This is a genomic window from Streptomyces sp. NPDC093018 (assembly GCF_040684035.1).
GTDB lineage: Bacteria > Actinomycetota > Actinomycetes > Streptomycetales > Streptomycetaceae > Streptomyces > Streptomyces murinus.
In genome coordinates this window covers 291,145-316,945 of sequence record NZ_JBFBFF010000009.1, presented here as the reverse complement: position 1 = coordinate 316,945, position 25,801 = coordinate 291,145, and the positions used below count along the sequence as shown (strand labels likewise).

Sequence of the window (25,801 nt, the reverse complement as noted above, 5' to 3'; positions counted from 1 at the left end):
CCGCGGTGACCGGCAGAACGGGGGAGACGGGGGAGACGGGGGAGATGGGGGAGACGGGGGAGCACGACGCCTCGGCCCGCCCTCGCACCGGCGACCTCACCCTGTACGCGACCGGCTCGATCGGCATGGGCGTCTGGGTCACCGTCCCCGGCCTGCTGCTCCTCTACTTCCTCACCCGGACCCTCGGCGTCCCCGCCTTCCTCGCCGGTACGACCCTGCTGCTGCCGAAGATCGTGGACGTCGTCGCGCACCCCCTCCTCGGCTCCCTGACGGACCGCCGGGCGCGCCGTACGGGGCACCGGCGCGGTCTGCTCCGGGTGGGGCTGTGGCTGACGGCGGCGTGGATCGCCCTGTTCTCCGTCCCCGAGGGCCTGTCCGGAACTCCGGCCGCGCTGTGGGTCGGCTGCTGCTGCGTCGCCGGGAACCTGCTGTTCGCCTGCTTCCAGGTGCCGTATCTGACGACGCCGTCCGACCTGCGGATCGGCTACCACGAACGCACCCGCGTCTTCATGTTCCGGATGGTCTTCCTCACCCTGGGACTGCTCGTCGCGGGCGTCGCCGCCCCGGCCCTGGTGGCCTCCGGCGGTCACCGCGCCTACGCCCGGATGGCCCTGTTGCTGGCCGGACTCCTGATCGCCTCCCAACTGGTGGCGCTGACCGGTGTACGCAGGCTCACCGAACGCTGCGGGTTCCGGCTCCCGGACGAGCACGCCCACTCGGCCCGCGACGACATCCGGGCCGCCTGGCGGGACCACGACTTCCGGGCGCTGGCGCTGTCGTACCTGTGCACCGGCACCACCACCCATCTGTTCCTCGCCGCCGTGCCCTTCTACACCGAGTACGTCCTCGACGACCGGGACCTGACCGCCGTACTGATGGGCGCCTTCCTGGTCCCGGCGACCGTCGCGGGACCCGGCTGGCTGCGCGTGTCGAGACGCATCGGCAAACAGAGCGGACTGCTGCTCTCCCAGGCCGTCTTCGCCGCCGGGTCCCTCGCGCTGGCGGCCAGCGGACGGCTCGGCGCGGCCGGGGCCGCCGTCCTGGTCCTGGTGGCGGCCCTGGGCACCGCCTTCGCCGGGCTCCAGCTGTTCGCGTTCTCGATGGTCCCGGACGCGGTGGCGGCCGCCGAGACGCGTGGCCGCGCCCGCGCGGGCGCCTACACCGGGGTGTGGACCGCCACCGAGGCCGCCGGGACCGCGCTCGGCCCCTACGTCTACGCCACGGTGCTCGCCCTCGGCGGTTTCGTGTCCACCACCGGGGGCCGCTCCGTACGGCAGTCCCACACCGCGCACCTGGCACTGCTGCTGGGTATCACGGTGCTCCCGGCCGTGTTCATGGCGGTGGCGATGGCATGCCAACGACGATGCGGCCTCGACCGCCGCTGACCGCGTCCCGGAGCGCATCCGGCGCCGGTATCCGCTCCAGCACCCCGCCCGCGAACACGTCGTACAACGGCAACGTCTCCAGATGGACATAGCCGATGTGGCAGTCGCAGACCGCGAGCGGACAGGCCCGGGGCCGCAGCGCCTCTCGATACGAGCCGTCGTACAGGTTTCCCAGCTCCGCTCGGACGAAGTGGCAGCGGCGCACCGTGCCCTCCCCGTCCACCGAGATGACCGACTCCCCGGTACGGCAGGGCAGCCCCGCGCTGCGGTGCGGATGGCGGCTGTACGGGAAGAGCGGGTCCAGCGCGGTCCATTCGCCGGCCTCGGCATCGGTGTAGGTGTGCCCCTCGGCGGCGTTCACCCACAGATAGACCTGCTCGGGCAGCTCGGCGCGCAGCCGCCGGGCATGCTCCAGGTGCTCCGGCAGGCCGACCACACCGACACTGTGCCGCACCCCGCGGGCCGCCAGGTCTTGGCACTTGGCGAGGAAGCGATCGTACGGCGTCTGCCCCGGATGGTATGTGCACCACAGGGCGAGCGTGTCCAGGTCGGCGGCCGTGACCCAGTCGGTGCGGCAGCTGAGGTTGGTCTGGATCGCCACCCTGCGGATGTGCGGCAACCGGCTCAGCTCCACGAGCGCCCGCCGGTACCAGGACCGCACCAGGCCCTCGCCCCACGGCGTGAACAGCAGCGAGAGCCGGTCGCCCTCCTGCCCGGCCGCCCAGTCGGCGAACCGCTCCAACGCGGCACGGTCGGCGGTCAGTTGGGCGCGGCTGTCGCGCCTCTTGGCGAACGGGCAGTACGGGCAGTCGTAGTCGCACGACGCCAGCGGGCCCCGGTAGAGAATCGTCAGATCCATGCGTATGCCGTCACTTCACCTCGTACGCGGCCATCCGCGCCCGCACGGCGGCGGAGAACAACTCGGGGCCCACCGCGTCCGAATGCGCCAGCCCCTCGGGGCTCAGCCGCAGCAGCCCGGGGCCCGCCGAGTCGTCCAGCCAGCCCCGCCCCGCGAACCGGTCCAGCTCAGCCGCGAAGTCGTCGCCGGGCGCGCTGCCGAACCGGTCCCGGTACCCGGCCACCGCCATGCCCTCGGCCTGGAGCAGCGACTGGAGCAGATGACGGCGGCGCGCCTCGTCCCCGGTCATCTCCCAGCCGAAGTCCGCCTGCCGGAAGCCGTCGGCGGAGCGGGCGGCGTACGTGTCGATGATCCCGCGTATGCGGTGCATGTCCACCGCGTAGTCGAACGAGTAGTGCAGCCGGGAGGTGTACGACCGCGCGCCGCAGCCGAGACCGACCATGCCGTCCGTCTGGCACGCGTAGTCGCCCGCGCCGGTGTCCGGGGCGTCCGCGCGGCGGAACATGCGCATCGACACCTGCTCGTAGCCGTGCGCGAGCAGATGGTCCCGGCCGTGCCGGTACAGCCGCAGCCGCTGCTCGTCCCACTCGGCGTCGGCGGTCACCGCCCGTTCGCGCTGCCGGCCGAGACCGGTGAGCGGGCGCACATAGAGGGGATACAGATACAGCTCCTCCGGCCGCCAGCCGAGGGCCGCGTCCAGGGAACGGGTGAAGGACTCCTCGGTCTGGCCGTCGATGCCGTAGATCAGATCGATGTTCAGGACAGGGATCCCCACCTCGCGGACCCGGGCGAGGGCCGCCTCCACGTCCGCCCGCCGCTGCGGCCGTACGGCGGTGCGCGCCTCGGCGTCCACGAAGCTCTGCACGCCCAGGCTCAGCCGGGTGGTGCCCCGCTCGGCCAGCACCGCCAGCCGGTCGGCGGTCGCGGTGGCGGGCGAGGCCTCCACCGACAGCGGGATCGCGGCCAGGTCCGCGCCCAGCCCGTGCTCGGCCAGATCGCACAGCCGCTCCAGCTCCGCCGCCTCCAGAAACGTCGGAGTGCCGCCGCCGAAGGCCGCGTTCGCGAACCGCGCCCCCTCGCCCAGCGCCTCGCGCACCGCCGACGCCTGCCGCTCCAGCGCGTCCAGATAGGCGCCGGTCAGGCCGTCCGGCGCGCCGATCCGGGTGAAGAGATTGCAGAAACCGCAGCGCACCTCGCAGAACGGAATGTGGAAGTAGAGCGACAGGGCGCCCTTCGGTTCGTCCGCCCACAGCTCGCGCAACGACGCCTGCGCACGGGGCAGCGGGCGGTAGGCGGTCTTGTGCGGATAGGCGTAGACGTACTGCTGATACGGGCGGACGGCGGTGGCCGTCGCGGTGGCGCTGGTCATCGGGCCTCGTCGACGAAGAAGTGGGCATAGGGGACGGTCCAGACGACGTCATGGCCGATACGGTGGCCCGTGTAGCCGTCCTCGCCGTACGCGGTGCCGTGGTCGGAGCAGACGATCGCGAGGCACGGCCGGCGCGCGGAGGCGGCGGCCAGGAGCCGGCCCATGTGCCGGTCCACATACTCCAGGGCCGCCGCGTGGGACTCCCGGGTGTCGCCCGCCTCCTTGGTGGCGCCGGGCAGATGGAACCAGTTGGGCTGGTGCAGCGCCGCCACGTTCACGAACAGGAACAGCGGCTGGTCCGCGGGGAGACCGGCGACGACCTTCTCGGCGCACGCCACCTGGGCCTCGAACGAGGTGGGGGAGGCCACCCCGAACTCCGGCTCCCAGTGGCTCTCCTGGAACATCCCCGGCAGCACCGAGCCCAGCGGGCCCTGCTTGTTGAAGAAGCCCACCCCGCCGACGCACACCGTGCGATAGCCCACGGCGGCGAGCCCCGAGACCAGATCGGGGGTGTCGTAGACGAAGGTGCCCGTCGCGGTGCTCTCACTGCCCGCGAAACGGGCGGCGAACAGCCGCGGATGCGGACCCGGAGCGGCCGGCGTCGGCAGGAAACCCGCGAACATCGCCTGATGGGAGGCGTAGGTGAAACTGCCCGGCGCGTGCCTGCGCTCCCAGGTGCCGCCCGGCAGATGCCGGGCCAGATGCGGGATGCGCCCGGCCGCCGCCAGCTCCTGCGCGACGTCGTAGCGCAGGGTGTCGAGCGTGACCAGCAGCAGATCGTGGCTGCCCACGATCTCGGTCATGTCAAGCGGGGATGTCATGGTGGTGCTCCTCGTGTTCCGGCAGCCGTACGACCTGATGGGGAGGTCGTACGACGTGTTCCGGAGGTTGTACGACGTGCTCGGGCCGGGGGCCGGCCTGTTCCGTCGGCCGTACGGCGGTCCGGGCCGCGGCGACCTGCGCGGCGTAGGTGTCCAGGTGTTCGGCGCCGCTGCCGGGGAGGCCGGTCAGCCGGGGGAGCAGATCCCCGAAGGCGTTCACCTCGCCGACGGTGAAGCGGCGCCATCCGGTGGCCGGCAGGATGTCCACACCGACGCACAGCGTGCCCGGGAAGCACCCGGCAGCCCGCTCGGCCACCTCCAGAACCTCGGCGAAGTCGCCGCCCGCGTCCCGGATCGCCGCGCGGACCGCGTCCAGATCGCCCCGGGCGCCCCCGAGATGCAGATTGGTCATCGGGTGCCGGCTGGTCCGTACGACGGCATGCGTGGCGCGGCCAGCGACCACGACCACCCGCAGATCGGCCGCCCGGCCGTCCCGCATGGCCTTCGGCAGCCACCGCTCCACATGGACGCCGTCCGGGACCAGTGCGTCGAACAGGGCGGCGACCTCCCGCTCCGAGGTGTAGTCGCGCACCCGCAGCGAGTTGTACAGCCGGCCGTCCTCGGTCCGCTCCACGGACGTGGTCGCCTTGACCCGTCCCGGGCCCGCCACCGACAGCGCCAGCACACCGGAGGCCGACGACCCATGGGCCGCCTTCACGAACACCCGTGAGAAACGGGCCTCCTTGAGGCGCTGCCGCAGCCCGTCCCAGCCGTCGAACGGGCCGCTCAGCGCGGGCGGTACCGGGACACCGGCGGCGGCGAGCCGGGCATGGCAGCGCCGCTTGTCGAACATCACGGCGACCTCCTCCGGGTCCGCGCTCAGTACCGCACCCGCTTGGTGCGCCGCTCGCGTCAACTCCCCCACCACGGAGGTGAAACGGCGGTACCACAGCGCCGTGCCCTCCACCCGGGTCGGCTCGTCGACGCCCCGCAGGAGCAGGTCGACCTCGGCGTTCTCACCGGGGGAGTCGATCCGCACCCACTCGCCCGGCGCGAAGGCGTACCGGCCGCGCAGCACGTCCCGCCAGGCGAGCACGCGCGGCGCCGGATGCCCCGCGGCGCGTACGGCGTCGGCGAACATGGTCGTCCGCCGGTTCTCGGGGTTGCCGACGACGGCGAACCGGAGGCCCGCGCCCGGTGCCGGGTTATTCGGAGACGGCGACATAACGCCACTCCTCGTCCCGCCACCGGTGCGGCTCCTGACGCTCCGACAGGTCCACCTCGGTCCCGGCCGAGCCGACGGCCGCCCGGATCCGCTCGGCCATGGAGTCGCCGAGGAAATGGTGGTGCAGGTCGAGCCGCTTGAGATGGGTGAGCGGCTGGCCGCGCAGCAGCGCCTCGCCGCCTGCGTCGGTGAGGATGCCCATCGACAGATTGAGCGATTCCAGCTGGGCCACGACCGGCGCGGCGGCGATCGCGGCCGCGATCTCGTCCTGCACCTCGCTGTCCTGGAGTCCGAGATGACGCAGCGCCGGGAAACGGCCCCCGGCCAGGACGGGCGCGAGGTCGGCCACCGTCGCGTCGCCGCCGTACGTCGCCACGCCGAGCCACAGTTCGAGCCGCTCCAGGGCGGGCAGTTCGCAGGCGCCGACCGCCCGCACCACCTGTCCCGGCAGGCCGCCCGACTCGAATCGCAGCACGCGCAGCGCCTCGTGTCGTACGGGCCGCAGCGACAGGGGCTCCTCGCCGAGCCCCTGCGAGTCGCCGCCGCGCACGCCCAGTTCCTCCAGCAGCGGGAAGGTGTCCAGGACCGGGGTGACGTCGGTGAGCTGGAGCCAGGAGATCTCGCACTCCTCGCCGGTGACATCGGCGAGGAACAGGGCACGCAGCGCGGGGAAACGCCCGGCGTCGGCCAGGATCAGCTCCAGCACCGGACGCAGTTCGCTGTACTCGTCCTCCCACCAGGGCCCGATGACCAGCGCCCGGACCTCCGCGCTCGGCACCCGGTCCGTGAAGCTCTGCCACACCTCGGGGAAGGGGATGTCCCCGGCCTCGAAGCAGTCCAGCCGCCAGGCCACGTCGCCTGCGGCCGGAAGCGCCTCTCCGCCCGGCTCGGGCAGGGTGAAGACGGGCAGTCCGTGAAAGGTCTCGAAGTGATCGGCGAAGGTCATGTCAGCCTCACTCCGCGACCGCGGTGTAGCGGTGCACGACGCCCTCGTGCTCCCAGGTGTCGCCGGGCTCGGACAGGTCGACCTCGACACCGGACGGCTCCAGCGCCGCCCGGACCCGCTCGGCCACCGGCTCGGTGACATAGTTGTGGTGCAGGTCGAGCTTGGCCAGATGGGTGAGCGGCTGCCCGTCGAGCAGCGCGATCATGCCCTCGTCGGTGAGCACGCCCATGGACAGGTCGAGCGAGGTCAGCTGGGCGACGACCGGGGCGCTCGCCACGGCGGTGGCGATCTCGTCCTGGATCTCGCTGTTGCGCAGGCCGAGATGGCGCAGCGCAGGGAAGCCGCCCCCGGCGAGGAACGGCGCGAGGTCGGCCACCGTCGCGTCGCCGCCGTACTCCGACACACCGAGCCATATGTCGAGGTGCTCCAGCGCGGGCAGTTCGCTGCCGGCGACACCGCGCACGACCTCGCCGGGCAGACCGCCGGTCTCGAACCGGAGCACGCGCAGGTGCTCATGGCGCACCGCCGGGAAGCGCAGCCCGGAGCCGCCGCGGATCCCCAGCTCCTCCAACTGCGGATAGGCGGCGAGCACCGGGGTGACATCGGACTGCTCGATCCAGGAGATCTCCGCCTCCTCCATCTCCAGGTCACCGATGAACACGGCGCGCAGACCGGTCAGCCGCTCCCGGTCCTTCACCAGGCTGTTCACGATGAGTTCGGAGTCGTTGTCGTACGCCTCGCCCCACGGGCCCACGATGATCGCGCGTATCCCGGCGGGATCCACGGTCTCCAGGAAGCGGTCCCACAGGTCCTCGAAGGCGATGTCCGAGTCGCCGTACGGATCGACGGAGACCCGCCACGCCACGGCACCCGCCTCCGGCAGCTCCCGCTTCGACTCGGGTTCGAACTCGAAGGCCGGGAGGCCGTGCAGTTCCTTCAGATGCTCGACGTTCGACATGACGCGCTGGCCTCCTGGGACCGTGATCTTGCGGTGGTTGCAAGAGTTCTACCAACCCGCACCGACAACGCGGATGACGGGCTGTGGAAAAGCCGCTCGCGGGGCCGTTGTCAGACCCCCCGCGTAGCGTCGTGGTCATCGGTCGGCGAGGTGCCGACGGGGAAGGGAGACACCTGTGTACCGGCAAGGAGACGTCCTGATCGTGCCCGTCGCCGAGGAGGCCGTGCCGCCCGGCACCGACCGGCTGCCGCGCCAGCCGCGGGACGCCCGGGGCAGGTTGGTGCTGGCCCTCGGCGAGGTCACCGGCCACGCGCACGCCGTGGTCGGGCCGGGCACCCTGGTCCGCGAGACCGGGCCGTTCGGCACCGCCTACCTCCATCTCCAGGACGGCGGACGGGTGGTGCACGAGGAACACGCGGCGATACCGCTGCCCAAGGGCTGGTACCGCGTGGTGCGCCAGCGCGAGTACGTACCCGGCGCGGTCCGCGTCGTGGCGGACTGAGACGGCGGGGTGCGGCGGTGAGGGCGGATTCTGAGGAAGAGGCGGGCGCGGAGGTGACGACAGCTGCTGACGAGAGCGGGGGAACGAGGGTGGCGGTCGGCGGGGAAGTCCCGGGCTCGACGGCGGCGGTCGGCGGGAGAACCGGGGGATCGATGGCGGCGTTGATCGAGGGAGTCGAGGGATCGATGAGTGCGGTGGGCGGGGAATTCGAGGCAGCGATGACGGCAGGGAGCGGTGCGGTGACGACGGGGAGCGGTGCGGTGACGACGGCGGAGACGACCCACGCCTGGCGGGCGGTGGCCTCGGCGACCGGTCCCGCGGACCGCGCGGCCGCCGAGGAGGGCGTGCGTCTGGCCTACCGGCTGGCGGGTCTGCCCGAGCCCGAGACCGTCGTCTGGGCGGACTCGCCCCGCGAGGGCGCGGCCCTGGTCGCCCGGCTCGCGGCGGAAGGCACGGCCGGGCGAAGCGTCCGTGACGCGGTACGCACCCGGCCGTGGGCGACCGCCCGCCGACAACTGTTCGACCGGCTGGGTTCGGACGGCTGGGCCGAGCACTGGGCCCTGACCGGGGCTCAGCTGTGGGACGGCCTGGCGATGCTGACCGAGCGGATACGGACCGGGCTGATCGAGGACCTGGCCGTCACCGCGGCCGCTTCGGACGGCGCGACCGGCACCCCGGTCGATGAGGAGGCGGCGGCGAAGCAGGCGGCGGCCGCCGAACAGGCCGTCCGTCTGATGCTCCTCGACGCCGTCCTGGGCCAGCACGACGCCGCGTGGCTGGCCGCGTTCGACGGCCAGGAGGGCGGGGAGGCCCTGGCGGGGATCGCCGCGGTGGCCCGCGCCGCGGGCTGGTGGTGGCCGTACGAGAAGACCGCGGTCGTCTGCGAGCGTCCCCTGGCACTCCATCTGGACGAGGCGGGCCGCCTCGACCGCGGTGACGGCCCCGCGCTCGCCTTCCCGGACGGCTTCGCCCTGTACGCCTGGCGCGGCATGCCCGTCCCGGCCGAATTCCTCGACGAACTCACCGAGTTGACGCCCCGGCGCATACGCGAGGAGGAGAACGCCGAACTGCGCCGCGTGATGCTGGAGCACTACGGCTACGACCGCTACCTGAAGGAGTCCGATGCCGCACCGGTACAGCGGGACGAGACGGGCGTGCTCTGGCGCCTCGAACTGGAGGGTGACGAACCGCAGGTGATGGTCGAGGTCGTCAACTCCACCCCGGAACCCGACGGCACCCACCGCACCTACTGGCTCCGCGTCCCGCCCCGCACCCGCACCGCGCGGGAGGGCGTCGCCTGGACCTTCGGCCTGGAGGAGGCGGAGTACGCGCCGATGCGCCAGACCTGAGCAGGACGGGACCGCTCAAGCCCCGGTGTGGAGCGTGTGTCCCCATGCCTCGACCGTGGTGACCTCGCCGCGCTGGGTGAGGACGTCGCTGACGAGAGTGTCGTGCACCGCGGGCTTGGGGTCGGCGCAGGCGTCGGACAGAACGGTGACCCGGTAGTCGAGGTCGGCGGCCTGGAGCGCGGTGGACAGGACGATCCCACTGGTGGCTAGGCCCGCCAGGACGAGATGGTCGATGCCCTGGGCGACCAGGATCTGCTGGAGATTGTTGCCGGTGAACGCGCTGACCCGGTTCTTGTACACGACGATCTCACCGTCCGCGGGCGCGACATCCGGGTGGATCGCGGTACCGGGGTCGTCCGCCGTGAACAGATGCGGCGGCAGGGCACCGAAGGTCTTGTTGAAGGGGTGGGCGTCGACATGCCCGGGACGCAGCTGGAGCGCCACATGGATGACCGGGACACCGGCGGCGCGGGCGGTGCGCAGGGCTCGCACGGCATGGGGGAGGTAGCCGTCGGCCACCTGGGGGACGTGGCAGTTCTGGACGTCCATGAGCAGTAAAGCGGTGCGGGGCATGGTGGTGCCTTTCGTACGGTCGTGCGGTCTTACGGTGGTGCGGTCCTACGGTGGTGCGTCTTCGGTCCCCGGGAGGGGATTCCGGGGCTACTTCGCCGCCTGGGCGTCCGGCGCCGGGGCCCGGCCGAGGGAGCGGTCGAGGACGGTCAGCAGCAGGTAGAGCGCGCCTGCGGCGAGCATGATCCAGACTAGGTGGTGCATACCGCCGGTGTCGATGTGCCTCCCGAAGGACGCGGCGGCCGCGGAGGAGGCGATCATCGAGCCGATGTAGGCGAAGGTGCGCAGCAGCCCGGCCGAGGACGCGATCCGCTCGGGATCGGCCTGGAAGTAGACGGAGTTCTGGAGGGCCAGGTTGTTCAGCCCCTGCGGGATGCCGAAGACCAGCGTGACGAGGAACAGCGTCCACAGCGGGCTGCTCCCGCCGAGCGTGAGCATCAGCAGGCAGGCGACGATCTGCCCCGCCGCGCCGACCAGCAGCTTCCCGCGCACGCCCGGCCGCCGTCCGGAGACGATCGAGACACCGATCGCCACCAGGAACGTGGGGATCTGCACCAGCCCGGCACGGAAGGGGGACAGCCCGTAGCCCTCTTCGGTCCACTGGCTGAAGCCGTAGAGGAAGGCGTAGGCGACGACGTACGCGACGAGCGCCCGCAGATAAGTGGCCAGGAGCGGCGTGTTGCCGCCGAACACCCGCAGGTCGATGAAGGGGGCGGCGGCACGCAGCTCCCGCACCGCGAACCCGGCGCCCAGGGCGGCGGCGAGCGCCAGCAGATACCAGTCGCGCGGATGCGGGTTCATCAGGAACAGCAGCAGCGAGGTGAGCGTCGCGGCGAACAGGGCCATGCCGGGCAGGTCGAGTTGGGAGACCAGGCGTCCGCGTCGAGCGGCCGGGTCATCCGTCGCGGGCGCCGGCCTGGGCAGCCAGAGCAGGCCCAGCACCACGGAGGCGACGGACAGCGGCACGTTCAGGGCGAAGGTGGCCCGCCAGCCGCCCACCGTGATCAGCAGCCCGCCGAGCAGCGGGCCGATGACCGCGATGGTCTGGTTGGCGACCGCCAGCGCGGTGAGCACCCCGCCGGGACTGTCCCGCCCGGTGCGCTCGGCCTCGCTGCGCACCAGGGCCATCGCGGCGGGATAACCGGAGCAGGTGCCGAATCCGAGCAGGACACGGGCGACGATCAGCACCGCCATGTTCGGGGCCAGGGTGCCGACGACACCGGCGACCCCGACGAGGCTGGTGCTCGCGAGGAAGAGCCTGCGCGGCCCGAAGAGATCGATGAGCCGCCCCACGACCGGCTGCCCCAGCGAGGTGGCCAGATAGAGGGCGGACACCAGCCACGCGGTCTGCGAGGCCGGCGCGCCCAGGGCCTTGCCGATGGGGACGAGGGCGACGGAGATGATGGTGGAGTTGATCGGGTTCAGGACCGAGCCCAGCATCATCGGCGGCAGCAGCCGCCGGTCGAATCCGGGCTGGTCCGTCTTCCGTATCGCCCCTGGTTCCGTGTCAGTCATGGGTGAGCCGTTCCAGTACGGCCATGGCGGCGATCACATTGCGGCGTTCCTCTTCCGTGCACCGCTCCTGCAACCGGCCGGCGAGCCACTCCGTGCGGGCCTGCCGTCCCTTCTCCACCCGGCGCCGGCCCGCCGCGGTCAGCTTGATCAGCAGCCGCCGCCCGTCGTCCGGGTCGGGGGCGCGCTCCACCAGCCCCAGCGCGACGAGCGCGGCGACCATCGCCGTCATCGACTGGTGCCGCACCCCCTCGGCCGTGGCCAGCTCGCTCGCCGTGACACCGCCCTTGTCGGCCAGCCGGGCCAGCACGGACGCCTGCCCCAACGTGATGTCCTCGGCCTCGGAGGCCTTCAGGATGCGCCGCCGCAACCGGCTGATCACCGCGCGAACCTCACGCGACGCCTCGACCGCCGACGGCGAGGGACTCGGATTCTCACTCATACCCCGCACCTTAATCTGTACAGCCTCGCCTGTACAGTTTCCCCTGTACGGCAGCGGGTCACGGGGAACGTCCGCCGTCCGGTCGGCGATCCGTTTCGGGTGGGGTGCGTCTATCCCTTCCTGGCCAGTCCCGCCGCGATGAGCTGTTCCCAGACGGTCGGTGTCCGGAGCTCCTCCGAGGGGTCGGGGCGCCATTGGACGGCGGGGACGATGCCCGGCGGCTGGAGGGTCAGGGCGCCGTAGAGGGCGTGGAGTTCGGCGTCCGTGCGCCAGCGGCCGCGGCCGAAGGTGTCGATGAGTCTGGCCTGGGCGGCCTCGGTCTCCTCGTTGTGGCCGGAGCGGAAGTGGGAGACGAAGACGTAGCTGCCGGGCGCGATCAGTTCGGCCCAGTAGCGGACGATCCCGGCCGGGTCCTCGTCGTCGTTGAGATGGTGCAGGACGGCGCTGAGGACGACGCCGACCGGCTGCCGGAGGTCGATCAGCCGCGCGACCTCCGGATGGTGGCTGATGGCTTCGGGGTCGCGGACATCGCCCTCGACGAGGGTCGTGGACTCGTCCTCCGCCAGCAGCGCCCGGCCGTGCGCGAGGACGGTCGGGTCCGTGTCGACGTAGACGACGGCCGCCCCGGGCTGATGGCGCTGGGCGATCTGGTGCACATTGTCGGCGGTCGGCAGCCCGCTCCCCAGATCGATGAACTGCCTGATGCCGCCGCGCGCGAGGGTACGGACCGCGCGGATCAACGCCCCTCGATTGGTGTGGGCGATGGCGACCGACCCCGGCAGGTTCACCTTGAAGTGGTCGCCGATCTCCCGGTCGACCGGGTAGTTGTCCTTCCCGCCGAGCAGATAGTCGTACACCCGGGCAATGCTCGGCGCCTGCCCGCCCTCGTCCGCCGCCATGGTCGACTTCCCTTCCTGGGACTGACATTGGCGTCATCGTAGGGATCCGCCGAGCCGGATGTGCGCGCCTTCGCCCCGGTATGCCCGGCAGTGGGCGGACGTGCGTGGAGACCGGCCCTCGCGCCGATCACCCCCGTCCGAAGGCGGGGGACGCCCGCCGTATCGTTGCCTCGCATGTGGCCAGGAGAGCAGCCACCGGGGGGCGGACAGAACCCGCAGCAGCCCCCGGTCGAACATCAGCCGAACCCGTATCAGCAGGCCGGTTACCACCAGCCGAACCCCTACCAGCAGCCCCAACCCTGGAACGCGCCCACCCAGCCGGCCGGCGCGCCCGTGCCCCCGCCGACGGGCGGCGGTGGCGGCCGGGACCGTACCAAGCTCGTCGCGGTCATCGCCGCCGCGGCGGTCGTCGTCGCCGCTGGCGTCACCGGCTTCGTGCTGCTCGGCGGGGACAAGCACGACCGGGTGGACCCGGGCCCCACCCCGGCCCCGACCGGGGCGTCGCAGCAGAGCACCGACAACCCGCGGGGTCCCGACGGCCGTACCGCCACGGTCAAGGGCTGGAAGGTCGTCACCAACCCGGCCCAGGGCATCGCCTTCGACGTGCCGCCGCAGTGGAAGCTGCAGACCCCCGACTGGGTCACCTACGTCTCCAGGAACGACGACCCCGACGACAAACCGCTCATCGGCGTCCAGGCCCCCGCGTCCCTCCAGCCCAAATGGTGCTCCGCGGACACCGACAAGAACGGCACGGTGGACGACACCGCCCTGGCCACCGCGGGCAGCAGACGCAACAACGGGGCCCGCAGCACCGAGGAGATAGCCGGCGCCGACCCGAAAACCTGGGTTTTCGGTGCCTACACCCAGCCCGACGAGACCAAGGTGAAGTCCGGCACCGTCGAACCCTTCACCACCACCTCCGGCCTCAAGGGCGATCTGGGCAGCGCCTGGTCCGCCGGGGTGAAGAAGTCCCAGAAGTGCGTGACGGACGGCAAGGCGTGGACCTTCGCCTTCAAGAACGCCCAAGGTGACCTGGTCTCCTGGTCCTTCTTCGGCGCCAAGGGCGTCTCCGGCGAGGTGACGGACGAGACGGTACGGAAGATCGCCGCCACGGTGCGCCTGTACAAGCCCCCGTCCGACTCCTGACGCTCCTCACCGACCGCCCCCGGAGCGGCCCGCCCTCGTCGAAGGGACGCTCCGGGGTGGTAGCCCCCCTGACCCGACCGGGGGAAAGCCCCCGGTCGGTCCGGTGGCTGGCAGGCTGTCTCGGGCGGACAGCCGTCGGGAGACTCGACGCATGACGATTTCCACCGACGCGTCCCTGGTCACCGGACCACCTGCCGCCCCTTCCCGCACCTCTCCGTCCCGGGCCGGCAGCGACTTCGCCGGACTCTCCCAGCGCATCACCGAGGCGGGTCTGCTGAAGCGGCGTCCCGGTTACTACACGGTGCGGCTCGGCCTGGTGATCGCGCTGCTGGCGGCGGGCTGGGGAGCCTTCGCCGCGCTCGGCGACACCTGGTGGCAACTCGCGGTCGCCGCCTTCCTGTCCCTGGCCTTCGGCCAAGTCGCCCTGGTGGCCCATGACCTGGCCCACCGGCAGGTGTTCCGGCGGCGCCGGCCGAGCGAGACATGGGGCCGGCTCTTCGGCAACCTCGGCATCGGCATGAGCTACGGCTGGTGGATGAACAAGCACACCCGCCACCACGCCAATCCGAACCACGAGGAACTCGACCCCGATGTCGCCCCGGACATCCTGGTGTGGTCCACCGAACAGGCCCGCGACAGCAAGGGCGTGGCCCGCCTCATCGGTGGCCACCAGGCCTTCCTGTTCTTCCCGCTGCTCACCCTGGAGGGCTTCAACCTGCATGTCGCGAGCGTCCGCGCGCTGCGCTCGCCGTCGATGAAGAACCGGCTCCTTGAGGGCACCCTGCTCTTCCTCCACATGGCGGCCTACCTGTCCGCGCTGTTCCTGGTGCTCTCCCCCGGGAAGGCGGTGGCGTTCCTCGCCGTGCACCAGTGCCTGTTCGGTGTCTACCTGGGCTGCACCTTCGCGCCGAACCACAAGGGCATGCCGACCCTCCGCGGTGACGAACGGCCCGACTTCCTGCGCCGCCAGGTGCTCACCTCCCGCAATGTACGCGGCGGCCTGCTCACCGATCTGATGCTCGGCGGGCTCAACTACCAGATCGAGCACCACCTGTTCCCGAGCATGCCCACGCCCCATCTGCGCCGGGCCCGGACCATCGTGCGGGCGTACTGCGCGGAGATAGGCGTGCCGTACCACGAGACCGGACTGATCCGGTCCTACCGCGAAGCGCTCACCCATATGCACCGGGTGGGGGAGCCGATCAGGCGGCAGCGCGGGGCGGCGTCCTGACACACGGTCCCGGGCCGCCCGCTCTTGGCCGGCCCCGGGACCTGTGCGGGTCAGCCCAGCATCTCCTCGATGAAGCCGGCGGCACGCCCGGTGCCGCCCTCGGCTTGGGCCTCGGCACTCAGTCGCGCCGAGCGGTGTGCCACCTCCGGGTCCCCGGTCAGGTCCAGCAGAGCGGTACGGAGGGCGTCGGCGGTGGCGTCCACGGTGTCGATACGGCGGGCCACGCCCAGCTCCACCAGCCGGTCGGCGTTCATGAACTGCTCGGCGGCCTGCGGTACGGCGATCATCGGGACCCCCGCCAGCAGGCCCTCGCAACAGCCGCCCATACCGGCGTGGGTGACGAAGGCGTCCGCCCGGTCGAGGATCGCCCGCTGCGGGACCCAGGAGTGGACCTCGACATTGGGCGGGACGGCGCCGAGTTCACGAGGATCCGTGTACTTACCGATCTGGAGGACGACATGCCAGCCGGGCAGATCGCCGAAGGCCGCGAGGCACCGGCGGTAGAACTCCGGTTGCCGGGTGAACGCCGAGCCCAGGGAGACCAGCAGCACCTTCTCCGCACCGGCCGGTCGGATCCACTCCTCGGCGGCGGCCGTCGTCCCGTCGAAGCAGGGTCCGACATAGGTCACGGTGCTGGTGTCGACACGGTCGGAATGCGGCTGCATCGCGCGGGGGATGAGGGCCAGGGCATGTGCGGGGCGGCCGATGAAGGAGTCCACATCGGTCGTGGACGCCCCGCACCCGGCGAGCCACTCGGCGAACCTCGCCCAGTGACCGTCGGCGCCCGGCAACTGCCGGATGTGCGCGCCGACTTCCTCGGCGTAACCCTCCCAGGCCACGAACGTCGGGGACAGTTGAAGCACCGGCCGGCCCTGGGACTCGGCGAGGGCGCGCCCGGCGTAGGCGCCGATGTCGTACAGATACAGGTCCGCCGGGCCCTGGTCGTAGACGGCGCGCAGCCGGGGGAGTGCCTGGGCGGCGTCGGAGAGGAAGAGGTCCATCGTGGCGATGCCGTCCTCCGGCCAGGTGTTGTCGGCGAACGGCAGCCGGGACGGGCAGGGGACGAGTTCGGCGCCGGCGCCCGTGATCAGATCGGCGCGGGCCGGATCGTTGGCGTACGTCACCCGGTGGCCGCGCGCCACCAGTTCACGGATGAGGGCGAGGCTGGGCAGGACATGGCTGACCATCGGGGTGCCGACCATGGCGATATGGGCAGGGCGGCCCGGCGCGGAAGACAGGCGCGACGCGGAAGGCAGGGGGAAAGGGGAGGACAAGAGGACTCACTCGTTTCTGGGCTACGGCGAAAGGGGTACGGCAGGCCGGCGCGCCGACGGAACTCGGTCGTCGTGGCGGACGCGGGGAGGCATGCGGAGGGCGATCGGGGCGAGGCCCCGACCCGTTCAGCCGTAGATCTGAGTGAAATACATGCCCGTGACCCTAGCCGTGCCCGGGCATCGCGGCACCGTATTTATTTTCCGGCGCGGCATGCGCGAGTTCCTTTAAGGTGCGGCACGCACCGGTCCTTCCCCGGTTCCTCACGCGCGCGGGGCGGCCGCCTCGAGTTCGGCGATGCTGCCCGCCATGATGGTGCGGATGTGCTCGGTGATGTGCTCCGCGGGCCAGTCCCACCAGGCCACCGCGAGCAGCCGGGCGATGTCCTCGGCGCTGTAGCGGGTGCGGATCAGGCGGGCCGGGTTGCCGCCGACGATGCCGTAGTCGGGCACGTCCGCGGTGACCACGGCGCCGGTCGCGATGATCGCGCCGTGGCCGATCCGCACACCGGGCATCACCGTCGCGCCGTGCCCGAACCAGACGTCGTTGCCGACGACGGTGTCCCCTCGGTTCGGCAGGCCGGTGAGCAGGTCGAAGTGCGCGGACCAGGAGCCGCCCATGGTGGGGAAGGGGAAGGTCGAGGGGCCGTCCATGCGGTGGTTGGCGCCGTTCATGATGAACCGCACACCGGTGCCGAGCGCGCAGAACCTGCCGATGACCAGCTTCTCCGGCCCGTAGTGATACAGCACGTTGCGCGTCTCGAAGGCGGTCGCGTCGTCCGGGTCGTCGTAGTACGAATACTCCCCGACCTCGATCAGCGGGGACTTCACCAGGGGTTTGAGCAGGACGACGCGCGGCTGCTCGGGCATCGGGTGCAGGACGGTCGGATCGGCCGGTACAGGCATGGCGGGGGCTCCAAGGCGGGCTCGGCTGCGACGGGCCGTTCCATGATCGTGGCGCGGGGCCATCCAGGACACCGATTTACGCGGTCCCGTGGCCCGACCGTCGTCCCACCGCCGTGGTGCAGTGAAATGGACCGCACGGTCAAGTGGTTGACGCTGCCCGGTCGAGCTGTTGTACGGTCCACTCGTTCCACCGCTGGTGAGGGACGTGCCTGCCCGATGTCGCCCGACCCGACCCGCCGCGCCACCGTCGAGGAGACCCCTATGTTCATCCAGCCCTGGGACGCCGGTCTGGACGACGCCGAATGGCAGACCTGGATCGCCGACGGCCATGACTTCGGGCACCTCTGCGTCAACGGTCTGCCCGGTGCGGCGCCCGTCGTCGTCCCCACCCACTTCGTCTGCGACGGCAACCGGCTGCTGGTCCACCTCGCCCGGCCCAACCCGGTCTGGAAGGCGATCGAGCACGACCCGAACGTCACCTTCGACGTCAGCGGCGACTACGCCTTCATCCCCGGCACCTGGCGCGCCGCGCCCGGCGTCCCGCCCACCGACGGCGTGCCGACCAGCTATTACGCGGCCGTGCAGTTCACCTGCCGCGCCCGCGTCATCGACGATCCCCAGGCCAAGGCCGAGCTGCTGCGCCGCCAGCTGGCGCACTTCCAGCCCGACGGCGACCACGCCCCCATCGAGGTCGACCAGCCGCCCTACGGCCGGATGCTGCCGGGCATCCGCGGCCTGGAGCTGGACGTGATCGAGGTGCGCGCCAAGTTCAAGTACGACAACCAGAAGCCCGTGGAACTGCGGACCACCGTCGCCGACCGCCTCACCGAACGCGGCGAGGGCCTCGATGTGCCCACGGCCCGCCAGCAGCTGCGCCGCGTGGACCGCGTCGGCACCTGGAAGCCCTGACCCGCCTACGGATCACGCGACCGCGGCGAGCACGCCTCACCCCGACGCCGAGCCGGTCGCCGGGGTGAGCTCGCATGATCGCCGTACTCTCCGCAGAATGGTGCTGTATCCGACCTGCCACGCGGTCCTCACCGCCGACGGGGCCGCAGCCCGGTCTCCGCGAGGCGGGCGCCCCGTATCCGGGAGGCGACATGCACCACCGCACGGTCGAGGAGCTCATGACCCGGGACGTCGTCCGGGCCCGGAGCGACACCTCGTTCAAGGAGCTCGCGAGGTTTCTGGAGGAGAACGACATCACCGCCGTACCCGTGGTGGACGAGATGGACCGTCCGATCGGCGTGGTGTCCGAGGCCGATCTGCTGCGCAAGAGCGCCGACCAATCCGACCCGTCGGGGCTGACCCCCGTCCCGCATCTGGAGGCATGGGAGCGGGCCAAGGCCGAGGGCGCACGCGCCGAGGAACTGATGTCCGCCCCCGCGGTGTGCGCCCGGCCCGGGTGGACCGTGGTCGAGGCCGCCCGGCTCATGGAGACCCAGCACGTCAAACGCCTGCCGGTGGTGGACGAGGCGGACCGGCTCGTGGGCATCGTCAGCCGGGCCGACCTGCTGCGGATCTTCCTGCGCCGGGACGAGGCGATCCGTGAGGAGATCAACCGGGATCTGCTGCGGGGCACGCTGCTCCTGGACCCCCGCGATGTGACGGCCGACGTGCGCGACGGCCGGGTCACCCTCTCCGGCATCGTGGAGTTCAAGAGCCAGATCCCCGTCGTGGAGCAGTTGTGCCGCGGGGTCGACGGGGTGGTGTCGGTGTCCGGGGACCTCACCTTCCGGACGGACGACGCCCGGGACGCGCCCACCGGAACGTGAACCTGATCGGCACCTGGCCGCAGGCGGTGGCCTGCCGGTGCTGCTGCTCGGCCCGTACGGCGAACCTCGCGACCGCCCTCGGCACGGTCGACGCGATCGACAACCGACCCGGCAGACCCTGGTGCCCGAGGTGGTCGGCCCGTCAGACGACGGCGAGCACGTCGGCCACCGGACGGCGAGGGCCCGGGGGGCCCTCGGGGCCGTAGCCGAGCCGGAGCACCATCTGGACGTAGGCCATGGCCGACAGGGGGTCGCGGACGGCCCGGCGGATCTCGGACCACTCCAGGGGCTGGGAGGTGAGCGAGGCGACCAGCCCGTCGGTGGTGGCCCGCAGCAGGACCCGCTCCAGTGCCTGACCGGCGCACAGCCAGTCCACCGGGCCGTCCTCGGCCGTGCCCAGCAGCGCGATCCTCGGGTTCTTCTCGAAGACGGCCCGGCCGCGCCCGGGCACCGGACGGCCCCCGGCGACGTCGCGTACCGGGACCGAGGCACCCTGCTGCCGGGGGCCGAACGCCTCGGCGGGGATGCCGTCGGAGGGGCCCGCGGCGTCCGGTGCGGTCGGTCGCATCCGCGTCCACCGCTCCGTCTGAGCCCGCCAGGCCGGGTCGCTCGCCTCCCGGCCCTCGGCGTCCCGCAACCAGATCCAGGATCGACTGCACGTGCCAGACACCCGGAAGCACCAGCTGGGCGCCCTCCGCACGGGCCGCGTCGGCCAGCCGTTCCCGCAGGTCGGCGGGGATCTCCTCGTCGCGGTAGGGGAAGCGGCTGGAGTGCCGCCGCGGGACCGCCGGATGCAGCGCGGCCAGCGCGTCGTCGGGCGATCCGGTGCCGGACAGGCGCACCTCGGCGAGAAGCTCGGGGCGGGCCGGGTCGGGCAGCAGCCGGACGTCCGGGGCGAGCCCCGCCGCGGCGGCGGACACCCGCAGGTTCAGCAGCGCCGCCCCGCAGCCCAGGTGCAGGCCCCGGTTCTCCGGGTCGGCATGCGCGAGCGCGCACTCCAGGTCGGCGTACAGCCGCAGCACGCCCGCGTCCCGCAGGTAACGGAACGCCCAGGGCTGCGCGTTGCCCAGAGAGCGCCGCGGTGGCGTCCGCGACGAGCGCGGTGACCGTGCTCACGGCAACGGGCTCGGTGCTCGCGGTGGCTCCCTTCGTACCGGCTCGGCGCCCCGGATCACCCGTGGGTCGGGACCGCGATCACGGGGCAGCGGGCATGATGCAGCACGCCCTGGCTCACCGAGCCCAGCAGCATGCCGGCGAAGCCGCCGCGTCCCCGCGTGCCCACCACCAGGCCCAGCGCGTGTTCCGAGGCCTCGGTGAGCACCTGCACCGGATGGCCCGCGACCACTTCGTGGCGCAGGTCCACCTCGGGATAGCGGGCATGGCGGCCCGCCACGATCTCGGAGAGGAGCCGCCGGGACTCCTCCTGGGGTTCGTGCTCGTCGAAGACCCGCAGCGGACCGTGCTCCCACACGAGCAGGGCCCGCAGCCCCGCGCCGCGCAGCGCCGCCTCTTCGAACGCCACGTCGACCGCCGCCGCGGAGCGTTCGCTGCCGTCGACGCCGACGACGTAGTACTGCGGGTCCTGGGTGGTGTGCTCCGGCTCGGGCACGACCACCAGGGGGCAGCGCGTACGGGCCATCACCGGGAGGGCGATCGACGCGGAGCCGAACACCTCCTGGCGCCTGCTCAGGTGGTGCGAGCCGAGGACGAGCGAGGTGGCGTCCCGGCTCTGCTCGCACAGCGTCCACACCGGATCGCCCTCGGCGAGCAGCGTGTCCACCTCCAGGCCCGGGTGCCGGGCCGTGACAAACGCCGCGGCCTCCTCCAGCACCTTCTTCCCGGCCTCGTGCAGCGCCTCGTTCCACCCCTCCCAGGAGGGCGGCACCGCCGTTCTGCGGTCGCCGGGGGTCGGTACGCCCTCGACATGGACCAGCCGCAGCGGCAGCCGACGGCGGGCCGCCTCGTCCGCGGCCCAGGCCGGTGCCGTCCGGCGGGCGGGGTCGGGATCGAGACCCACCACGATCGGCCGGCGGCCGGAGCCGGGGTTCCGGTCGTCCTTGCGCGCGGGTACGGGAGCGGACATCGCCCCATCTCCTCCCTGCGGCGGAGCGCCGCCGCGACTTCCATGAAAGCCCGGAACCGGAGGCCCTGCCAGGGGACCATCGGCCCCCGGTGGGGCCCCTCGGCACGACGACAGAGAATCCGGACGAAAGGGACCTCCGGCCCGCTTCGCGATGCCCGCCATGGGACCGGCTGAATGACCGACTGCGACGGCCCGCGCCGACGTCACCCGCACGATGGCCCGCGCCGGTGTCACCCGCCGCCCCGGGTCGCGGCCCATCTGCGTCGTACCGCCTCCTCGTGCTCGGTCTCCTCCAACGCCAGCTCCAGGGCGGCCAGTTCGTCCCGCAGCCGGGGGATCCAGTGGCGGCGCAGGGCGCGGACCCGCTGCCGGGTCCGCGTGGACTCGGCGGCCAGCAGGCCGGCGGCCGTCCGGTGTACGGCGAGTTCCGCGGCGGCGCGCAGGGCGGCACGGTACGCCGTCTCGGCGTGCGCCAGCGCGGTGTTGGGCGGGGTCGGCTCCGCCGTGCCGCGCACCGGGTCGGTCCAGTCCACCGCCGCCGGATGGCGCACGCCCATCAGGACGGCCCACCGGACGTCGACGCGTGCCCGGTCCGCGGGTGCCGACCGGACCGGCGCTTCCTCGCCGCCGAGGAGCACCCCGCGCACCAGCCAGGTCTCCGCCTCGGCCAGCCGCTCCCGCCACACCCGGTCCGCTTCCCGCGCCGCCTTTTGAGCGATGTGCTCCCGGTCCAGCAGCAGCCGGAGCTTGCGTTCGAGCAGGTCGGCGCCGCGCCGGGCGGTGGCGAGACTGCGGCGCAGCCTGAGCCGGCCCGCCCGTCCGGTCGGCGCCCGGCGCGCACGAGGGCTCATCGCGGCGACTCGCCCGCCGCCGGGGAACGGGCGTCGAGCAGCTCGGCCGGGATCATGCCGAGCTGACCGCGCGGCAGGGTCAGCAGCACCTCCCAGGCGCGGTCCAGGGAGTCCTCCAGCGGCCGGTTCTCGGTGGTGCCCTGGGCGAGGAACCGGCTGCGGAAGGCGTCCGCCAGCTCCAGATGGGCCAGATCGGTCGGGCTCAGCGCGGTCCGTCCGACCAGGTCGGCGAGGTCCGCCACCTGCCGGGAGCGGGCCAGCGCGGCGATCAACTGGGCGGCGAGCGCCGGATGATCGGCACGGGTCAGCCCCGGTCCCGTGCCCTTGCGCATCAGCCGCGACAGCGAGGCGAGCGGATCCAGCGGCGGATAGACACCGGACGCCTGGACATCGGCGGACAGCACGACCTGGCCCTCCGTGATGTAGCCGGTCAGATCGGGCACGGGATGGGTGATGTCGCCCGCGGGCATGGTGAGCACCGGCAGCACGGTGACCGACCCCGGCCGCCCCCTGATCCTTCCGCAGCGCTCGTAGAGGGAGGCGAGGTCGCTGTACAGGTAGCCGGGGTAGGCGCGCCGGGCCGGTATCTCACCGCGCGCCGCGGACACCTCGCGCAGCGCCTCCGCGTAGGCCGTCATGTCGGTCATCACCACCAGCACATGGCGGCCCTCGGTGAACGCCAGGTGTTCGGCGACGGTCAGGGCCAGCCGTGGGGTGAGCATCCGCTCGATCACCGGGTCGTCGGCGGTGTTGACGAACAGCGCCAGTTCCCGCGCGGCGGAACGCGCGGCCAGTCCGTCCCGTACGAACGCCACATCGGCGTGGGTGAGCCCCATCCCGGCGAACACCACGGCGAACGCCTCGCCCCCGCAGGTCGCCTGGGCCGCGATCTGCACCGCCAGTTCCAGGTGCGGCAGCCCCGCCGCCGAGAACACCGGGAGCTTCTGGCCGCGCACCAGGGTGGTCAGCACGTCCAGGGCGCCCACGCCGGTGAGCACCGGCTCGTCGGGCGGTTCCCGGCGCACCGGGTTGATCGGCGCGCCGCCGACGGTCGCAAAGGAGGCGCCGAGCACCGGCGGGCCGTCGTCGGCCGCCTCTCCCCGCCCGTTGCAGACCCGTCCCAGCCAGCCGGTGCCCACCGGGATCCGCAGCGGCGACCCCGAGAAGGCGACCCGGGTGCCGGAGCGTGCCATCCCGGCCGTGTCCTCCAGGACCTGCACCACCGCGAGATCCCGGTCCACCTCCAGCACCAGACCGTGCCGCCGCTCACCGGAGTCGAGGACGATCGTGGCGAACTCGTCCCAGCCGACACCGCTCACCCCTTCGACGACGACCAGCGGCCCGCGCAGCTCGCGCACGCCCGTGAACTCGACCGGCACGGAACCGGCCGTGCCGCCTCCTGCCGCCGCGTCGCGGTCGGACGGTGCTGCCGTCATGCCGCCTCCTTCAGCCGGGCCAGCACGGTGTCGCGGGCCGCCGTCACCGGGGCGGTCTCGGCGGGGGCCGCCGTCTCGCGCGCCCGCAGCAGCGGCGTGAAGTCGACCGCCTCGATCGCGTCCACCGCCGTACCGGCGTCCACCAGTTCCAGACAGCGGTCGATCACGGTCAGTACGGCCTCCACCAGGGCCGCCGTCTTCTCGGGGGTGCTGTAGGCGTCCGCCGGGCTCAGCGCGTTCTGCTGGATCGCGGCCTCGCGCAGCAGCCGTCCGGCCAGTACGTCGATCCGCTCCCGGGGCGGCAGCGCGGTGATGCCGACCAGCTCCACCAGATCGGCGAGCCGGTCCGCCGACGCCAGCTGCCGCGCCACCCGCCCGCGCCGCTCGGCCCACCCGGGGTCGCCGGCCCGCGCGTGCGCGGTGCCCAGCGCGGGGGCGTCCCGGGAGAAGGACTCGGACCAGGACACGGCCGGATAGTGCCGTGCGTAGGCGAGTTCGCGGTCCAGGCTCCACAGGCAGCGCACGACCCGTTCGGTGTGCGCGGTGACCGGCTCGGTGCGGTCGCCGCCCGGCGGGGACACCGCGCCGATCACCGTGACCGAACCGGTGGCGCCGCCCAGCGTGCGGACCGCCGCCGCCCGTTCGTAGAACGCGGCCAGCTGCGAGGCGAGCCCCGCCGGATAGCCTTCCTCGGCGGGCAGTTCGCCCATGCGGGAGGCGAACTCGCGCAGCGCCTCCGCCCAGCGGGAGGTCGAGTCGGCGATCAGCACGACGTCGAGGCCCATGTCGCGGAAGTACTCGGCGACCGTCGCACCCGTGTGCACGCTCGCCTCGCGGGCCATCATCGGCATGTTCGAGGTGTTCGCGATCGTCACGGTCCGCTCCGCCAGCCGGCCCCCGCTGCGCGGATCGGTCAGCGCGCCCAGCTCCTCGATGACGTCCGCCATCTCGTTGCCGCGCTCGCCGCAGCCGACGTAGACGATCACATCCGCGTCGCACCACTTGGCGATCTGCTGGAGCAGCATGGTCTTCCCGGTGCCGAAGCCGCCGGGGACGGCGACCGTGCTGCCGCGGGCCACCGGAAAGAGCAGGTCGACGGCCCGCTGACCGGTGTTCAGGGGCGCCTCGGCCGGCAGCCGCCGCGCGAGTGGGCGCGGCCTGCGCACCGGCCAGCGCTGCGCCATCCGCACCTCCCGCCCGCCCACCTCGGCGAGCACCGCGTCCGCGGGATGCCCACCCGCCGACGCGACCCACCCCACCTCGCCCGACAGGCCGGGCGGCACCAGCAGCCGCAGCGGAACCCGCCCGCCGATCTCCCCGAGGACCGCACCGGCCGCGACTCGGCCGCCCCGCGTCACCCGCGGCGTGAACGGCCAGGACGCGCGCCCGGGTACGGCGGTCGCGGGGCCGCCCGCGGTGAGCAGATCGCCGCTGTCGGCCAGCGGGCGCAGCAGACCGTCGAAGACCCCGCCGAGCAGGTCCGGCGCGAGGCGCACCGAAAGCGGCACACCCAGCGGCTCCGCGGGGTGCCCGGGGGCCAGCCCGCCGGTGTACTCGTACGCCTGGACGGTGGCCGTGTCGCCGCGGATGGCGACGACCTCGCCCGGCAGCCGGTCGGTGCCCAGCGCGATCAGATCGTGCATGGCGACCCCGGCGGGGCAGCCGACCTCCACGAGCGGGCCGGAGACACGCAGGATCCGGGAGCGGTCCGCCTCCGGGCGGCCGACGGTGGTCACGACGGCTCCCAGAGCGTCTCGGCCCGCACCCCCAGCCGGTCCAGCGCACGGTCGGCCAGGGCGCCCGCCGACAGGTCGACGCGGCGACCCGGCGCCTCGGCCGTCACACCGCCCGCCACGGTGGCGGTGACCCGGGCCCGTGGCCCCAGCGCCGCCCGCGCCGCGGCGGTGAGGGCCGACCGTGCGGCCGGGTCCTGCGCCAGCGCCCGCCGCACCCCCGCGCGGACCGCGTCCCGCAGCGCGTCGTAGACCTCGCCACGGGCCGTGAGCTGCGCCGCCCAGGCGTCCTGCGCCGCGCGCACCCGCTCCCGCGCCGCCCCCGCGGCGGCATCGGCGGCCCCGAGCTCCCGGGCCCGCGCCAGCACCGCGTCGGCCGTGGCACTCGCCTCGCGCAGCACGGCGTCGGCATCGGCGTGCGCCCGCTCCAGCATCACGTCGGCATCGGCCCGAGCGGCTCGGAGCAGCTCGGCGCGGACCGGGTCCAGGGAGTCCGGGGGCGCGCTCACGAGGGGATCACCGCTGTGCGGGG

24 protein-coding genes and 1 pseudogene are annotated in these 25,801 nt (G+C 72.9%); 7 read left to right on the top strand and 18 right to left on the bottom strand.

From position 1 onward, the window contains the following. Positions 1 to 5 precede the first annotated feature (5 nt). Positions 6 to 1,385 carry an MFS transporter gene (locus AB0N90_RS22025; protein ID WP_365199032.1) on the top strand — a complete coding sequence of 460 codons (1,380 nt, stop codon included), beginning with the start codon at positions 6 to 8 and terminating at the stop codon, positions 1,383 to 1,385. Here AB0N90_RS22025 and AB0N90_RS22020 read toward each other — a convergent pair. Genes AB0N90_RS22020 through AB0N90_RS21995 form a run of 6 tightly spaced genes read right to left on the bottom strand, consistent with a single transcriptional unit; the run spans position 1,333 to position 7,563 of the window. Next, the gene (locus AB0N90_RS22020; RefSeq protein ID WP_365199029.1) at positions 1,333 to 2,244 is read right to left on the bottom strand and encodes an STM4011 family radical SAM protein; all 912 of its coding nucleotides are present in this window, start codon (positions 2,242 to 2,244) and stop codon (positions 1,333 to 1,335) included. The genes AB0N90_RS22025 and AB0N90_RS22020 overlap by 53 nt on opposite strands. Before the next feature lie 10 nt (positions 2,245 to 2,254). Continuing rightward, positions 2,255 to 3,613 carry an STM4012 family radical SAM protein gene (locus AB0N90_RS22015; RefSeq protein WP_365199027.1) on the bottom strand — a complete coding sequence of 453 codons (1,359 nt, stop codon included), beginning with the start codon at positions 3,611 to 3,613 and terminating at the stop codon, positions 2,255 to 2,257. Beyond that, positions 3,610 to 4,416 (bottom strand): STM4013/SEN3800 family hydrolase, encoded by an 807-nt coding sequence (locus tag AB0N90_RS22010; protein WP_365199149.1) that lies wholly within the window; start codon positions 4,414 to 4,416, stop codon positions 3,610 to 3,612. The genes AB0N90_RS22015 and AB0N90_RS22010 overlap by 4 nt, the downstream gene beginning before the upstream one ends. Before the next feature lies 1 nt (position 4,417). After that, positions 4,418 to 5,659 carry an STM4014 family protein gene (locus AB0N90_RS22005; RefSeq protein WP_365199024.1) on the bottom strand — a complete coding sequence of 414 codons (1,242 nt, stop codon included), beginning with the start codon at positions 5,657 to 5,659 and terminating at the stop codon, positions 4,418 to 4,420. Continuing rightward, positions 5,640 to 6,605: an STM4015 family protein gene (locus AB0N90_RS22000; RefSeq protein WP_361678235.1), complete on the bottom strand. Its 966-nt coding sequence runs from the start codon at positions 6,603 to 6,605 to the stop codon at positions 5,640 to 5,642. The genes AB0N90_RS22005 and AB0N90_RS22000 overlap by 20 nt, the downstream gene beginning before the upstream one ends. Positions 6,606 to 6,612: 7 nt before the next feature. Next, complete coding sequence (locus AB0N90_RS21995) at positions 6,613 to 7,563, bottom strand: STM4015 family protein (RefSeq protein ID WP_365199021.1); 951 nt, start codon at positions 7,561 to 7,563, stop codon at positions 6,613 to 6,615. A 175-nt stretch (positions 7,564 to 7,738) separates the two neighbouring features. Between AB0N90_RS21995 and AB0N90_RS21990 the strand changes: the two genes are divergently transcribed. Together AB0N90_RS21990 and AB0N90_RS21985 are read left to right on the top strand one after the other, a co-directional pair. Continuing rightward, the gene (locus tag AB0N90_RS21990) at positions 7,739 to 8,065 is read left to right on the top strand and encodes a hypothetical protein (protein WP_365199019.1); all 327 of its coding nucleotides are present in this window, start codon (positions 7,739 to 7,741) and stop codon (positions 8,063 to 8,065) included. Between the two features lie 239 nt (positions 8,066 to 8,304). Then, the gene (locus tag AB0N90_RS21985) at positions 8,305 to 9,414 is read left to right on the top strand and encodes a DUF6745 domain-containing protein (protein WP_365199016.1); all 1,110 of its coding nucleotides are present in this window, start codon (positions 8,305 to 8,307) and stop codon (positions 9,412 to 9,414) included. Between the two features lie 15 nt (positions 9,415 to 9,429). On the opposite strand, the gene AB0N90_RS21980 is transcribed toward AB0N90_RS21985, so the two are convergent. The 4 genes from AB0N90_RS21980 to AB0N90_RS21965 form a co-directional block, all read right to left on the bottom strand. Further along, positions 9,430 to 9,987, bottom strand: a complete 558-nt coding sequence (locus tag AB0N90_RS21980) for an isochorismatase family cysteine hydrolase (RefSeq protein WP_361678241.1) — start codon at positions 9,985 to 9,987, stop codon at positions 9,430 to 9,432. 87 nt (positions 9,988 to 10,074) lie between these two features. Next, positions 10,075 to 11,499 carry an MFS transporter gene (locus AB0N90_RS21975; RefSeq protein WP_365199013.1) on the bottom strand — a complete coding sequence of 475 codons (1,425 nt, stop codon included), beginning with the start codon at positions 11,497 to 11,499 and terminating at the stop codon, positions 10,075 to 10,077. Beyond that, positions 11,492 to 11,938, bottom strand: coding sequence for a MarR family transcriptional regulator (locus tag AB0N90_RS21970; RefSeq protein WP_365199010.1), 447 nt, complete (start codon positions 11,936 to 11,938; stop codon positions 11,492 to 11,494). The genes AB0N90_RS21975 and AB0N90_RS21970 overlap by 8 nt, the downstream gene beginning before the upstream one ends. Positions 11,939 to 12,048: 110 nt before the next feature. Next, complete coding sequence (locus tag AB0N90_RS21965; protein WP_365199008.1) at positions 12,049 to 12,837, bottom strand: SAM-dependent methyltransferase; 789 nt, start codon at positions 12,835 to 12,837, stop codon at positions 12,049 to 12,051. A 174-nt stretch (positions 12,838 to 13,011) separates the two neighbouring features. Here AB0N90_RS21965 and AB0N90_RS21960 point away from each other — a divergent pair, with 174 nt between their 5' ends. Next, positions 13,012 to 13,983, top strand: a complete 972-nt coding sequence (locus AB0N90_RS21960; protein WP_365199005.1) for a hypothetical protein — start codon at positions 13,012 to 13,014, stop codon at positions 13,981 to 13,983. Between the two features lie 151 nt (positions 13,984 to 14,134). Further along, positions 14,135 to 15,214: an acyl-CoA desaturase gene (locus AB0N90_RS21955; RefSeq protein WP_365199002.1), complete on the top strand. Its 1,080-nt coding sequence runs from the start codon at positions 14,135 to 14,137 to the stop codon at positions 15,212 to 15,214. Between the two features lie 50 nt (positions 15,215 to 15,264). Here AB0N90_RS21955 and AB0N90_RS21950 read toward each other — a convergent pair whose 3' ends face one another. Beyond that, a complete protein-coding gene (locus tag AB0N90_RS21950; protein WP_365199000.1) occupies positions 15,265 to 16,416 on the bottom strand; it encodes a macrolide family glycosyltransferase in 1,152 nt (383 codons plus the stop codon). Positions 16,417 to 16,749: 333 nt separating this feature from the next. Next, complete coding sequence (locus tag AB0N90_RS21945) at positions 16,750 to 17,391, bottom strand: CatB-related O-acetyltransferase (protein ID WP_365198997.1); 642 nt, start codon at positions 17,389 to 17,391, stop codon at positions 16,750 to 16,752. Positions 17,392 to 17,652: 261 nt separating this feature from the next. Between AB0N90_RS21945 and AB0N90_RS21940 the strand changes: the two genes are divergently transcribed. Then, on the top strand, positions 17,653 to 18,300 hold the full coding sequence (locus tag AB0N90_RS21940) for an FMN-binding negative transcriptional regulator (RefSeq protein ID WP_365199146.1): 648 nt from the start codon (positions 17,653 to 17,655) through the stop codon (positions 18,298 to 18,300). A gap of 191 nt (positions 18,301 to 18,491) precedes the next feature. Next, the gene (locus AB0N90_RS21935) at positions 18,492 to 19,166 is read left to right on the top strand and encodes a CBS domain-containing protein (RefSeq protein ID WP_365198994.1); all 675 of its coding nucleotides are present in this window, start codon (positions 18,492 to 18,494) and stop codon (positions 19,164 to 19,166) included. A 142-nt stretch (positions 19,167 to 19,308) separates the two neighbouring features. On the opposite strand, the pseudogene AB0N90_RS21930 reads toward AB0N90_RS21935, so the two are convergent. The 6 genes and pseudogenes from AB0N90_RS21930 to AB0N90_RS21905 form a co-directional block, all read right to left on the bottom strand. Continuing rightward, positions 19,309 to 20,282 (bottom strand): annotated as a pseudogene (locus tag AB0N90_RS21930) (nitroreductase). Between the two features lie 55 nt (positions 20,283 to 20,337). Beyond that, on the bottom strand, positions 20,338 to 21,249 hold the full coding sequence (locus AB0N90_RS21925) for a universal stress protein (RefSeq protein WP_365198992.1): 912 nt from the start codon (positions 21,247 to 21,249) through the stop codon (positions 20,338 to 20,340). 230 nt (positions 21,250 to 21,479) lie between these two features. Next, positions 21,480 to 22,100 carry a V-type ATP synthase subunit D gene (locus tag AB0N90_RS21920; RefSeq protein WP_365198989.1) on the bottom strand — a complete coding sequence of 207 codons (621 nt, stop codon included), beginning with the start codon at positions 22,098 to 22,100 and terminating at the stop codon, positions 21,480 to 21,482. Then, positions 22,097 to 23,536, bottom strand: coding sequence for a V-type ATP synthase subunit B (locus tag AB0N90_RS21915; RefSeq protein WP_365198987.1), 1,440 nt, complete (start codon positions 23,534 to 23,536; stop codon positions 22,097 to 22,099). Before AB0N90_RS21915 ends, AB0N90_RS21920 begins: the two co-directional genes overlap by 4 nt. Further along, a complete protein-coding gene (locus AB0N90_RS21910; RefSeq protein WP_365198985.1) occupies positions 23,533 to 25,272 on the bottom strand; it encodes a V-type ATP synthase subunit A in 1,740 nt (579 codons plus the stop codon). Before AB0N90_RS21910 ends, AB0N90_RS21915 begins: the two co-directional genes overlap by 4 nt. Beyond that, on the bottom strand, positions 25,269 to 25,778 hold the full coding sequence (locus AB0N90_RS21905) for a hypothetical protein (RefSeq protein WP_365198982.1): 510 nt from the start codon (positions 25,776 to 25,778) through the stop codon (positions 25,269 to 25,271). Before AB0N90_RS21905 ends, AB0N90_RS21910 begins: the two co-directional genes overlap by 4 nt. Between the last annotated feature and the right edge of the window lie 23 nt (positions 25,779 to 25,801).